Consider the following 12,639-nt stretch of genomic DNA (forward strand, 5'->3'; position numbering starts at 1 on the left):
ATGACCATCGACCTTTCCCTGTCCCCGATCGACACCCAGCCCACGGGCGAGGTGGCACATCCTGCCAGCGCCTGGAAGCGGCGCACGTACCTGCAGCGCACCCGGCAGGCCCTGATCCCGCTACTGCGCCGGCCTGGCTTCAGCCTGGCGCTATTGATCGTGCTGTTCGCCCTGTTCGCGGCACTGGCCCCGCAGTTGCTGACCAGCTTCGACCCCTACGCCACCTCGCCCGCCGACAAGCTCAGCGCCCCCGGCGTGGTGCACTGGTTCGGCACCGACGAGCTGGGCCGCGACCTGTACACCCGGGTGGTCTATGGCGCGCGCCTGTCGGTGCTGGCCGCATTGCTGGCGGTGGCCATCGCCCTGCTCGGCGGCCTCGGCCTGGGCGTGCTGGCCGGCTTTGCCGGTGGGCGCGTCGACGCGGCGCTGATGCGCCTGATCGACGTGTTGCTGGCACTGCCCGGCCTGCTGCTGGCCTTGGCCATCGTCACCGCGATCGGCTTTGGCACGGTGCCTGTGGCAGTCGCCGTGGGCGTCGGCATCATCCCGGGCTTTGCCCGCACCACCCGCGCCGAAGTGCTGCGCATCAAGACCCTGCCCTATGTCGAGGCCGCCCGCCTGGGCGGTGCCAGCTGGGCGCGCACACTGCTGCGCCATGTGCTGCCCAACGCCTGGGGCCCGGTGGCGGTGCTCGCCACCCTGGACTTCGGCGCCGCCATCCTGGCCACCGCAGGGCTGAGTTTCCTCGGTTTCGGCGCGGCGCCGCCGGCGGCGGAATGGGGCACGCTGATCGCCAACGGCCGCCACTTCCTGATCACCGCCCCTTGGGTCTCCCTGCTGCCAGGGCTGTTCGTGGTGGCCGTGGTGTTCAGCCTCAACCACCTGGCGCGCAGCGCCGAGGAGCATGCCCGATGAGCCAGCGCCCCCTGATCGAGGTCCGCGACCTGAGTGTCAGCTACACCTTCGCCGGGCAACCCATCCAGGCTTTGCGCCAGCTATCGTTCAGCCTGGCCCAGGGCGAGACGCTGGCCATCGTCGGCGAGTCCGGCTCGGGCAAGTCGACCCTGGCCAATGCCCTGCTCGGCCTGCTGCCGGGCAATGCCCGCATCGAGCAGGGCCAGCTGTGGGTCGACGGCGTGGATGTGGCCCGGGCCAGCGAGCGTACCCGGCGCCAGTTGCGCGGGCGCACCATCGGCCTGGTACCGCAGGACCCGATGGTCAGCCTCAACCCGACCCTGCGCATCGGCCGGCAGATCGCCGAGGCCTTGCTGCTGGCCCGCGGGCGACGCTACCCGACGGTGGATGCCGAGGTGCTGGACCTGCTGGCCCAGGTCGGCCTGGACGACCCGGCGCTGCGCGCCCGCCAGTACCCCCATGAACTTTCCGGCGGCATGCGCCAACGGGTGCTGATCGCCATCGCCCTGGCCGGCGAGCCGCGGCTGATCATCGCCGACGAGCCCACCAGCGCGCTGGACGTGACGGTGCAGCGGCGCATCCTCGACCACCTGCAACGGCTGGTGGCCGAGCGCGGCATCGCGCTGCTGATCATCACCCATGACCTGGGCATGGCCTGCGACCGCGCCGACCGCCTGCTGGTCATGAAACAGGGTGAGCTCGTCGAGCAGGCCTCGCCCAGGCAGATCCTCTGGGGCGCACGGCAGCCCTACACCCGCGACCTGCTCAACGCCGCGCCGGCCTTCGTGCCACGGCGCAGGCCTGGCGCGCCGAGGGGCCAGGCAGCGCTGCTGCGCCTGAGCAACGTCGGCAAGCACTTCGCGTTGCCCGGGCAGGATGCCCACTTCACCGCCCTGCATAACCTGAACCTTGAGGTGCATGCCGGGCAGACCCTGGCCATCGTCGGCGAGTCGGGCTCAGGCAAGAGCACCGCACTACGGATCGCCCTCGGGCTGGAAAAGCCCAGCCACGGGCGGGTGGAGTTCGCTGGCGTGGACGTCAGTGCCTGCAGCTGGCGGCAGTTCCGCCCCCTGCGCCGGCGCATCCAGCTGGTGCAGCAAAACCCGTTCGCCGCGCTGGACCCGCGCTTCACCGTGTTCGACAGCATCGTCGAACCGCTGGTGTCGTTCGGCCTGCTCAAGGGCGAGGCCCTGGAGCGCAGGGCCCGTGAACTGATCACTCGGGTGCACCTGCCGGTGCACTTCCTCGACCGCCTGCCCCGGGAGCTGTCGGGCGGCCAGCGCCAACGGGTGGCGATCGCCCGGGCATTGGCCCTGGAGCCCGAGGTGCTGCTGCTCGACGAGCCGGTCAGTGCGCTGGACGTGTCGGTGCAGGCGCAGATCCTCGCCCTGCTGGATGAGCTGCAGCGCGAGCTGGGAATGGCCTACGTGCTGGTCTCCCACGACCTGGCGGTGGTGGCGAGCATGGCCGACCAGGTGCTGGTGCTGCAGCGCGGCCAGGTGGTCGAGCAAGGGCCGGCGGTGCAGGTGTTCGGCCAACCGGCCAGCGCCTATACGCGGGCGCTGATCGAGGCGATACCCGGGCATTCGCGCAGCGTGCTGCCCGTGGCGGTTTGACCGTTTTGCCGTGCGGCACGGGCGTGCCGCGCGGATCAGACATTGAGGCCTATCTGGCAAGAGGTATTGAACATGAGCAAAAGACAGATCCATCTCGGCGCAATGATCCACGGTGTCGGCCACGGCTGGGGCGAATGGCGCCACCCCGAGGCACTGGCCGACGCCAGCGTCAACTTCGGTTTCTACAAGCAGCAGGCGCAATTGGCCGAGGCGGCCAAGTTCGATTTCGCCTTCATCGCCGACAGCCTGCACATCCATGCCCGTTCCAGCCCCCACTACCTCAACCGCTTCGAGCCGCTGACCATTCTCTCGGCACTGGCGGCGGTCACCACCCATATCGGCCTGGTGGCCACGGTCACGGTCAGCTATACCGAACCGTTCCAGGTCGCCCGCCAGCTCGCCTCGCTGGACCTGATCAGCGGCGGCCGCGCCGGCTGGAACGTGGTCACCTCATGGCTGTCGGGCACCGCCGACAACTTCGGCAAGGACCAGCACCCGCCCCACGCCGTGCGCTATCGCATCGCCCGCGAGCACGTCGAAGTGGTCAAGGGCCTGTGGGACTCCTGGGAAGACGACGCCTTCACCCGCGACAAGCAGAGCGGCGAATTCTTCGACCCGGCCAAGTTGCACACCCTGGGCCACAAGGGCGAGTTCTTCAAGGTCAAGGGCCCGCTGAACATCCAGCGCTCGCCCCAGGGCCAGCCGCTGATCTTCCAGGCCGGCGTGTCGGAGGACGGGCGCAACTTCGCCGCGCAGAACGCCGATGCAATCTTCGTCAACCCCGAGTCGTTCAGCGATGCCCGCGCCTACTACCAGGACCTGAAGCAACGCGCCGCAAGCCATGGCCGCGACCCGGACCAGCTGTTCATCCTGCCGGGCATCCGCCCCATCGTCGGCCGCGACGAAGCAGAGGTGGAGCGCCGCTACCAGCAGGCCGTCGACCTGGTAAGCATCGAGGACGCCCTGGTCGCCCTCGGCCGCCCGTTCAACGACTACGACTTCAGCCAGCACGAGCTGGATGCACCGTTCCCCGACCTGGGCACCCTCGGCGACAACAGCCACAAGGGCACCGCCGACCAGTTGAAGCAACTGGCCCGCGACGAAAGCCTGAGCCTGCGCCAACTGGCCTTGCGCTTCTCGCGCCCAAGACGCGACTTCACCGGCACCCCCGAGCAGGTCGCCAACGCCTTGCAGGACTGGTTCGAAGACGGCGCCGCCGACGGCTTCATCATCAACTCGCTGCTGCCCGATGGCCTGCAGTATTTCACCGAGCTGGTGGTGCCCCTGCTGCAAGCGCGCGGCCTGGTGCGCAGCGAATACAGCGGCAGCACCTTGCGCGAAAGCTTTGGCCTGAGCGTTCCGACCAACCGCAACACGCTGCGTCGCGGGCAGATCGCAGCTGCCTGAATCCGCCCCACACGAAAAGGAGTTCCATTGCATGAGCCTAGAATTCATCGGCCTCATCGGCCCCCAGGAAAGCAGCGAATCACAGGCCCCGCGCGGCCCGCTGGTCGACCTTGATTTCATCAAGGCCTTCGCCCAGGCCCAGGAATACGCCGGCTTCGACAAGGCCCTGCTGGCAGTCAACACCAGCGCGCCGGACTCGATGATACTGGCCAGCTACGTAGCCGCGCTGACCGAGCGCATCGGCCTGCTGGTGGCGCACCGCCCCGGGTTCCAGGCGCCAACCTTCGCCGCCCGCCAGTTCGCCACCCTCGACCAGCTCAGCCGCGGTCGCGCCTCGATCAACGTGATCACCGGCGGCGACAGCGGCGACCTGCAGCGCGACGGCGACTTCCTCGACAAGGACGCCCGCTACGCCCGCACCGACGAATACCTGCAGGTACTACGCAACACCTGGACGCAGACCACACCCTTCGACCACCACGGCGAGCATTACCGGGTGGAAGACAACCTGACCCTGGTCAAGCCGGTGGGCAAGCTGCCGGTGTACTTCTCCGGCGCTTCGGACGCGGCGGTGGAGGTCGCGGCGAAACACGCCGATGTGTACATGATGTGGGGGGAGCCACTGGAGCAGGTGCGCGAGCGCATTGCCCAGGTGCGCAAGGCCGCGGCCCGTCACGGGCGGGAGAATCACATCCGCTTCAGCCTGTCGCTGCGGCCAATCCTGGGGGCCACCGAGGAAGAGGCCTGGGCGCGGGCCGAACGCATCCTGGCCGATGCCAGGCAGCGCATCGGCATCCGCCAGGGCAACCGCCGCGAGAAGAATTTCGGCAAGAGCAATGTCGGCTCCGAGCGCCTGGTACAGCTGGCCGGCCAGCGCAAGGTGCACGATACCCGGCTGTGGACCGAAATCGCAGCTTTGGGCGGCGGGGCCGGCAATTCCACCTCACTGGTGGGCACGCCCGAGCAGGTGGCCGAAGCGGCGCTGGCCTACTACGAACTGGGTGTGAGCACCTTCCTGTTCCGTGGCTTCGAGCAGTTGTGCGATGCCGTGGAGTACGGGCAGGAGCTGATTCCGCGGATCCGCGCGCTGGTGGCCCAGCGTGAGGCAGGACGCAGTACGCGTTCTGCATAGGCCCTGCCGCCTGTGCAGGCCCTTTCGTTGCCTTGGCAGGGACCTTGTGGGAGATTGCCCAGCCCTTTGGGCCGCGCTGTCGGACAGATAACTGAGTTCGCAAGCGATCCTCGTACCCTGTGGGAGCGGCTTTAGCCGCGAAGAATCCAACACGGTGCATGGCACCGGCTGCGCCGGTGTTCGCGGCTAAAGCCGCTCCCACAAGGCCCCTCTAAAACATCAGTATTGCGCATTTCTACTGATGCGCTTTATCAGCAATAAACATAATTAACATAGAACCAAAAAGCCTTTCACAGCACCGTGAAAGTCCATTAGGTTCTGTAAACCGACCCCAACATGGCGGAGGCAAATGGATTTGTGCCAGCCGCCGTCGGGTCCCTCCCTTCGATCCGCCCGTTGCGCACATCCGAACCCAACCTTCTCGGAGCATGCGACATGGGATTGTCCCGTAGAGACCTGATCACCCGCCTCGCCGCCATTGGCGGCTATTCGGCAGCCCTGGGCGCGCTGGGGCAGAATGCCCTGGCTGCCACCTTCCAACCCCTGCAACTGGCCGCAAGCGGCGGCAACGGCAAGCGCGTGGTGATTGTCGGCGCTGGTATTTCCGGCCTGGTTTCCGCCTACGAGCTGCGCAAGGCCGGCTTTTCGGTCACCGTGCTGGAGGCCCGCGAGCGGGTCGGTGGCCGGGTCTGGACCTTGCGTCAGGGCGACCGCGTCGAGCACAACGACGGCAGTTTGCAAACCGTCGAGTTCGACCCGGGCCACTTCTTCAACGCCGGCGCCGCGCGCCTGCCCAGCCATCACCTGACCATCCTCGGCTACTGCCGTGAGCTGGGCGTGGAGCTGCAGGTGCTGGTGAACAGCAGCCGCAACGCCCTGGCCCAGCCAGACCTGGCTCGCCCACCGCTGCTGCTGCGCCAGGCAGTCAACGACACGCGCGGGCACTTCAGCGAACTGCTGGCGCGCAGTGTCAGCCGCAACTCCCTCGATGCCGAGCTCGACAGCAGCCAGCGCAAGGCCTTGCTGGACTTCCTCAAGGTCTACGGCGACCTCGACAGCCAGCAGCAGTACCGCGGTTCGGTACGCGCCGGCTACACCCGCTTCGCCGGCGCCGGCGACCAGACCCCGATCCAGCGCCAGCCGGTGCCGCTGGACCAGCTGCTGGACAGCAACCTGCTTTTGCCGCTGGTGTTCGACGAAATCCCCGAGTTCTCCTCGACCATGTTCCAGCCGGTCGGTGGCATGGACCAGATTCCCAAGGCGTTCTATCGCCAGGTCAAGGACAGCGTGCGCCTGGGCGCCGAGGTGCTGGGGGTGGACACCGGTGACAACGGTGCCAAGGTGGTCTGGCGCGAGCGCAAGAGCGGCCAGCAGCATGTCGAACAGGCCGACTACGCCATCGTAACCCTGCCCCTGCCACTGCTGGCCAAGCTACCGAACAACTTCGACAAGGCCTTCAGGCAGGCCATCGCCAGCGCCGAAGGCGACAAGGCCAACAAGGTGGCCTGGCAGTCGCCGCGCTTCTGGGAAACCGACTTCCAGATCTATGGCGGGCTCAGCTACATCAACCACGAAGCCCGCACCCTGTGGTACCCCAGCGATCACCTCAATAGCGCCCAGGGTGTGCTGGTCGCCACCTACAACACGGGCGCGGTGGCCCAGCAGTTTGCCGCCAAGCCGCTGCAGGCCCAGGTCGCCTCCTCGCGCCAGGCGGTGGAATCGCTGCACCCGGGCCACAGCCACAAGCTGGCCAGGCCGGTGGTGGTGAACTGGTCGAAGATCCCCTTCAGCGAAGCGCCGTGGATCGTCCATGACGAAGTCGCCCAGCCCGGCTACGACCTGCTCAACCAGCCCCAGGGGCGTACCTGGCTGGCCAGCGACGCCCTGGCCCATGGCGGCGTGGGCATCTGGCAGAACAGTGCCGCCGAGTCCGCCCGCCGGGTGGTCGGCCTGATTGCCAAACACGCCAGCCAGACCACCCGTGGCGTTGCCGCCTGACCTGCAAGGAACCACCCCCATGCCTCGTCTTCTTCTGCTTGCCGGAGTACTCATGTCGCTCACCCTCAACGCCCACGCCGACGGCATCAAGCGCGTCGCGCCACCCGGCTCGAACTTCCCCATCTCGCAGCTGGTCACGGTACCGGCCGGCAGCCAGCTGACCTTCATCAGCGGCACCCTGCCGGACGTAGCCGACCCAAAGGCGCCCAAGGGTAGCGTTGCGGCGCTGGGCAACACCGAAACCCAGGCCCGCTCGGTGCTGAACAAGCTGCGCACGGCGCTGCGTAGCCAGGGCCTGGACCTTGGCGACATCGTCCAGTTGCGGGTGTTCCTGGTAGGCGACCCAGCCAACGGCGGCGCCCTCGACTTCGCCGGGCTGCAGGCGGCCTACACCGAGTTCTTCGCCACCGCCGAGCAACCCCGTACACCGACCCGCACCGCCATCCAGGTGGTGGCCCTGCCATTGCCGGGCGCGCTGGTGGAAATCGACGCGATCGCGGCCAAAGCGCCGTAAGTGCGCCAGCCATGCCAGACAAGGAACTGCGTGCATGAAGCCAGCTTTTAAAACTGCCTCTTTTTTCGGCGTGGCCCTGGCCGCCGGGCTGCACAACACACCCAGCCTGGCCGAGGAACCCGCCGCCCAGGCCTTGGGCACGGTGATCGTCACCGGCAACCGTGGCAGCGAGAAACGCACCGTAACCAGCAGCCCGGTGCCCATCGACGTGATCAGCGCCAAGCAGTTGCAGGAAACCGGCAAGCCCGGCCTGATGGAAGCCCTCAGCGCCAGCGTGCCGTCGCTGACCTTGCCGGAAAAGACCGGCTGGGACGCCAGCGGCATGGCCCGCGCCCCTAACCTGCGCGGCCTCAACGCCGCCCAGGTGCTGGTGCTGGTCAACGGCAAGCGCCGCCATACCAGCGCTACGCTCAACATCAGCGGCATCAACGCCGGCGCAGCCCCCGCCGACCTTGACCTGATTCCCATCAGCGCCATCGACCATGTCGAGGTGCTGCGCGATGGTGCGGCCGCCCAATACGGCTCCGACGCCATCGCCGGGGTGATCAACGTGATCCTCAAGGCCGACGCCAGCGGCACTGCCGTGACCACCGCAGGCCAGGGCTACGACGGCAAGAAGCAGACCGTGCAGCAAAGCCTGAACAAGGGCTTCGAGATCGGCCGCGACGGCATCGTCCAGCTGGCACTGGACGCCCGCAGCCAGAACGACGACAACAAGGCCAGCGCCAATGGCTACAGCCAGGCCGAAGCCCTGGACCGCGCCGGCAAGGTTACCTACGGCGGCTATGGCACGCCGAAGATCAACCTTCTGACTCTGGGCTACAACGCCGAACTGCCGCTGCAGGACGACCTGACGCTCTACTCGTTCAGCACCTGGTCGTACCGCAAGGCCGAGCAGGGCCAGAACTTCCGCCTGCCGACCATCGTCAACACCATCACCACCGGGCCCAACGGGCGCCCCTCGGGCTACACGCCCACCTGGTACATCGAGGAATACGACTACCAGGCGGCGTTTGGCGCCAGGGGCCTGGCCGGCGAATGGGACTGGGACCTGTCCAGTACCTACGGGCGCAACGAGGCCGAACAGGGCACCTGGAACAACCAGAACCCGTCACTGGGCGAGGCCACGCCCAACCATTTCGAATCCGGCACCTGGGTCAGCTCGCAACTGACCAGCAACCTCGACCTGCACCGCAGCTTCGAGGTTGGGCTGACCAAGCCGCTGGACTTCTCCTGGGGCCTGGAACAGCGCCGCGATACCTACCAGGTGCAGGCTGGCGACTGGGCCAGCTGGGCCGACGGCGGCTACTGCAAGGCGCCCGGCAACTGCGCCGCCTCCGGCGCCCAGGTCACCAACGGCATCTCCCCCGCCGAGGCTGCCAGTGCCAGCCGCAACAGCTACGCCGGTTACCTGGACGTGGGTTTCAACCCGCTGCCGCAGTGGTACTGGGGCGCTGCCCTGCGCTACGAGCACTATGATCGCAACATCGGGGCCACCCGCAGCGGCAAGCTGACCACCCGCTACGAGCTGACCCCCGAACTGGCCGTGCGGGCGACGGTGAGCAACGGCTTCCGCGCACCGTCCTTGGCCAACAACCTGTTCAGCGCCCGCTCCACCACCTACGGCGTGGTCGACGGCGTGTACCAGTCGATCAACTATGGCGTGCTGCCGGTGGATTCGGCCGCCGCCAAGGCGCTGGGCGCCGAACCACTGAAACCGGAGAAGTCCACCAACTACAGCCTGGGGCTGGCCTGGCAGCCTGGCGAGCGCCTGGCCTTCACTGCCGATGCCTACCTGATCAACGTGCGCGACCGCATCACCCTCACCGGTACCCTGCTCGGCCCCGAGGTCACCCAGGCCTTGCTCGCCAACGGTATCGACTCGACCTCGGGCGGCCAGTACTTCACCAACGGCGCCGATACCCGCACCAAGGGCCTGGACCTGGTGGGCAGCTACGACCAGGACCTGGGTGGTGCCGGGACGGTGAAGTGGACGGCGGCCTTCAACTGGAACGACACCGAGATCCTCGACTACAAGCAGAGCGTGAACATCCTTGGCACGCCCTACGAGCTGATGAATCGCCAGGCGCGCAACCTGCTGACCGAGGTACAACCGCACACCAAGCTGATCCTTGGCGGCAACTGGCGCCTGGATCGCTACCGGGTCAACCTGGGGCTGACCCGCTACGGATCCTGGCGCGAGGTGAATGCCGCCAACGACCGTTCGCTGGACCGCGAGTACAAGGCGCGCTGGATCACCGACCTGGATGCAGGCTACCAGTTGACCAAGGACCTGGAGGTGGCGATCGGGGCGCGCAACCTGTTCGATATCTACCCCGAGCGCCAGGCACCGAGCAGCAAGACCATGGTCAAGGGATACGGGGTGTACTCGCCCTATGGCTTTACCGGCGGGTATTACTTCGGGCGGGTGACCTACACCTTCTGATTCGTGACAAGCCGGCCGACGATGTCGGCCGGCAACCGGTATCAACCACGCAACATATGGACCGCCACGCCGGCCAAGGCGCAACTGAACAGTACCTGGATCACGCCACGCTTGAAGCGGAACAGGGCCACTGCGGCAGCAATGGCGATCAACGCCGAAGGCCAGTCGAACGCCCCACTGAAACCCTTTGGCCAGAGCACGTGATAGCCGAAGAACATGGCGAGGTTCAGGATCACCCCCACGACCGCGGCCGTGATCCCCGTCAGCGGTGCGGTGAACTTCATCTCGTTGTGGGTCGATTCCACCAACGGGCCACCGGCGAGGATGAACAGGAACGACGGCAGGAAGGTGAACCAGGTGACGAGGCTGGCCGCGACTGCACCGGCCAGGAACGGGTTTTGCTCACCGAACATCGGATGCACGTAGCCACCGACGAAGCCGACGAAAGCCACCACCATGATCAATGGTCCTGGTGTGGTTTCTCCCAAGGCAAGGCCATCGATCATCTGAGTGGGTGACAGCCAGCCGTAATGCCCGACGGCGCCCTGATACACATAGGGCAGGACGGCGTAGGCGCCACCGAAGGTCAAAAGTGCGGCCTTGGTGAAGAACCAGCTCATTTGCGTCAGAGTGCCGGCCCAGCCAAACGTCAGTGTCAGCAGCCCCATGGGCAAGGTCCACAATACGGCGCCGATCAGCACCAGACGCAGCAAATGCCCCACCCGAAAACGCGCATGCTCAGGCGTTGGTGTGTCGTCGTCGATCAGGGCCGGGCCGTAGCTGTTCCTGGCAGCCCCATGACCACCACCGATCACGAATTTGCCGGGGGCGAAGCGACCGCCCACATAGCCTGCGATACCGGCAACCAGCACGATCAACGGGAACGGCACATCGAGGGCGAAGATGGCCACGAACGACGCTGCGGCCATGGCCCACAGCCAGCCGTTCTTCAGCGCGCGCGAGCCGATCCGGTGAGCCGCGTGGACGACAATGGCCGTGACTGCAGGCTTGATGCCGTAGAAGCCCCCCGCCACCACCGGCACCTCGCCAAAGGCGATGTAGACCCAGGACAGGCCAATCAGGATGAACAGTGAGGGCAATACGAACAATACGCCGGCAATCACCCCACCCCAGGAGCGGTGCATGAGCCAACCGATGTAGGTGGCCAGTTGCTGTGCTTCGGGGCCTGGCAACAACATGCAGTAGTTCAGCGCGTGCAGGAACCGCTTCTCGCTGATCCAGCGCCGGCGCTCGACCAGTTCCTGGTGCATGATCGAGATCTGCCCGGCGGGCCCACCAAAACTGATGAAGCCCAGCTTGAGCCAGAACAGGAATGCTTCGAACAGTCCGATCGGCCGCTGAACCGCTTGCGATGGTGGCTGTTCGCCCACTGCGGAGGTGCTATCAACCATTTTGCGCTTCCTCACTCGCGAAAGCCGTCAGAAGGCCATCGAAGATACCCCCGGCGACCGTTGTCAGTTGATCGTCATCGCCAATGCTTTGTCTCAAGCCCGCGAGGACACGTTCGATACCTGGTGCTTCCGAGGGCTGGTTGCCTCCCACATCCAGGTAGTGAATGACCGCAGCCAAGCGTGCCAGGCCCGGCTGCTGTAGGGCAAAGCTCTCGATGAGGGTTTCGAGGGACACCCGCTGGCCGACATGGCTGAACCTGGCCCCATCAAAATCGAAGCCCAACGCATCGCCCGGGCAGTCTTCAGGCCTGTCCAGCCAGATGAATCGAGCGTCGGCATCGATGAAGCGACGAATCAACCAGGCACATGCCAGCCGATCCACCCATGGGCGCTTGCGGGTGGCCCAAAGGCGCCCCTGGTAGTCGTTGCGTTCCAGTCGGGTGATCGCCTCGTCGTGGGCACTCGGCTCATCGGAAGACAGTGCGCGACCAATCGCGGCTTCGAGCTCTTGCAGCGCCGCATCGGCTTGTGCCTTGGGCACGCCCGGGAAAAAATCGGTCGCCGCCAACTGGCTGAAGGCCTTTCTGAGCTTGCGCACCTGCCGTGCGGTCTGCAGCGCATTCTCTGGCGCCAGCTCGGCCCTGCAGCCTGCAATTTCTTCCATCAGGCTGGCGTACTCGTCGTTCCTGTCGAACAGCTTGCTGAAGCGCTCTTCACGCTCAGGCAGCGACAGGAGAAATGCGGTGCCGTTGATAGCCAGCACGTCACGCTCGACTGCCTCGAAAACTTCCCGACCCGCACATTGTTCGGGCAGCAGGTAAACACCATCCCTCAGCACTGCGGCTCCGGAGGCCTTCAGGCTTCTCCAGGCACGCATGCGCTCGGTGGCATTGGCCGTCGGCAATCCGAGGATCAGTAGCGACCAGTGGATCATGTAGAGTACTCAACACAATATGTCTGTACCTCTACATTAAACTGAAACTGTGCAAAATCAACAGGCCCGTAGCTTTTGGGGCTGCTGCGCAGCCTCATCGCCGGCAAGCCGGGCTCCCACAGGGACCGCGAAAATCTTGAGGTCTGCGCCGTACCTGTGGGAGCCCGGCTTGCCGGCGATGGGCCGCAAAGCGGCCCCAAATCGCTCAGCTGACTGGCACTAGGGTAAACCCGCTCCCACAGGGTCCCTGCTAAATCAAGGAGTT

Annotated in this window: 9 protein-coding genes; 7 read left to right on the top strand and 2 right to left on the bottom strand. The window is 66.2% G+C overall.

The features are described from left to right. The 7 genes from C163_RS14680 to C163_RS14710 all read left to right on the top strand — a co-directional run bounded on the left by C163_RS14680 (position 1) and on the right by C163_RS14710 (position 10,028). A complete protein-coding gene (locus C163_RS14680) occupies positions 1–915 on the top strand; it encodes an ABC transporter permease (RefSeq protein WP_038408168.1) in 915 nt (304 codons plus the stop codon). Then, positions 912–2,531: an ABC transporter ATP-binding protein gene (locus C163_RS14685; protein WP_025339464.1), complete on the top strand. Its 1,620-nt coding sequence runs from the start codon at positions 912–914 to the stop codon at positions 2,529–2,531. The genes C163_RS14680 and C163_RS14685 overlap by 4 nt, the downstream gene beginning before the upstream one ends. A gap of 72 nt (positions 2,532–2,603) precedes the next feature. Beyond that, positions 2,604–3,938, top strand: a complete 1,335-nt coding sequence (locus C163_RS14690; protein ID WP_025339465.1) for an LLM class flavin-dependent oxidoreductase — start codon at positions 2,604–2,606, stop codon at positions 3,936–3,938. A gap of 31 nt (positions 3,939–3,969) precedes the next feature. Further along, positions 3,970–5,070 carry an LLM class flavin-dependent oxidoreductase gene (locus tag C163_RS14695; RefSeq protein WP_025339466.1) on the top strand — a complete coding sequence of 367 codons (1,101 nt, stop codon included), beginning with the start codon at positions 3,970–3,972 and terminating at the stop codon, positions 5,068–5,070. 435 nt (positions 5,071–5,505) lie between these two features. After that, positions 5,506–7,068: an FAD-dependent oxidoreductase gene (locus C163_RS14700; protein WP_025339467.1), complete on the top strand. Its 1,563-nt coding sequence runs from the start codon at positions 5,506–5,508 to the stop codon at positions 7,066–7,068. Positions 7,069–7,087: 19 nt separating this feature from the next. Then, positions 7,088–7,582 (top strand): RidA family protein, encoded by a 495-nt coding sequence (locus C163_RS14705; RefSeq protein ID WP_025339468.1) that lies wholly within the window; start codon positions 7,088–7,090, stop codon positions 7,580–7,582. A 34-nt stretch (positions 7,583–7,616) separates the two neighbouring features. Continuing rightward, positions 7,617–10,028, top strand: coding sequence for a TonB-dependent siderophore receptor (locus tag C163_RS14710; RefSeq protein WP_025339469.1), 2,412 nt, complete (start codon positions 7,617–7,619; stop codon positions 10,026–10,028). A 41-nt stretch (positions 10,029–10,069) separates the two neighbouring features. On the opposite strand, the gene chrA is transcribed toward C163_RS14710, so the two are convergent. Beyond that, entirely contained in the window at positions 10,070–11,440 is a 1,371-nt protein-coding gene (gene chrA / locus C163_RS14715) for a chromate efflux transporter (protein ID WP_025339470.1), read from the bottom strand. Beyond that, positions 11,433–12,374 (bottom strand): chromate resistance protein ChrB domain-containing protein, encoded by a 942-nt coding sequence (locus tag C163_RS14720; protein ID WP_155951622.1) that lies wholly within the window; start codon positions 12,372–12,374, stop codon positions 11,433–11,435. Before C163_RS14720 ends, chrA begins: the two co-directional genes overlap by 8 nt. Positions 12,375–12,639: the final 265 nt, after the last annotated feature.

The organism is Pseudomonas sp. FGI182 (assembly GCF_000511325.1).
GTDB classification, from domain to species: Bacteria; Pseudomonadota; Gammaproteobacteria; order Pseudomonadales; family Pseudomonadaceae; genus Aquipseudomonas; species Aquipseudomonas putida_Z.

Excerpts from the sequence above, each read along its gene's own strand:
- C163_RS14680 (WP_038408168.1), top strand. The coding sequence starts at position 1 with ATGACCATCGACCTTTCCCTGTCCCCGATCGACACCCAGCCCACGGGC.
- C163_RS14685 (WP_025339464.1), top strand. The coding sequence starts at position 912 with ATGAGCCAGCGCCCCCTGATCGAGGTCCGCGACCTGAGTGTCAGCTAC.
- C163_RS14690 (WP_025339465.1), top strand. The coding sequence starts at position 2,604 with ATGAGCAAAAGACAGATCCATCTCGGCGCAATGATCCACGGTGTCGGC.
- C163_RS14695 (WP_025339466.1), top strand. The coding sequence starts at position 3,970 with ATGAGCCTAGAATTCATCGGCCTCATCGGCCCCCAGGAAAGCAGCGAA.
- C163_RS14700 (WP_025339467.1), top strand. The coding sequence starts at position 5,506 with ATGGGATTGTCCCGTAGAGACCTGATCACCCGCCTCGCCGCCATTGGC.
- C163_RS14705 (WP_025339468.1), top strand. The coding sequence starts at position 7,088 with ATGCCTCGTCTTCTTCTGCTTGCCGGAGTACTCATGTCGCTCACCCTC.
- C163_RS14710 (WP_025339469.1), top strand. The coding sequence starts at position 7,617 with ATGAAGCCAGCTTTTAAAACTGCCTCTTTTTTCGGCGTGGCCCTGGCC.
- chrA (WP_025339470.1), bottom strand. The coding sequence starts at position 11,440 with ATGGTTGATAGCACCTCCGCAGTGGGCGAACAGCCACCATCGCAAGCG.
- C163_RS14720 (WP_155951622.1), bottom strand. The coding sequence starts at position 12,374 with ATGATCCACTGGTCGCTACTGATCCTCGGATTGCCGACGGCCAATGCC.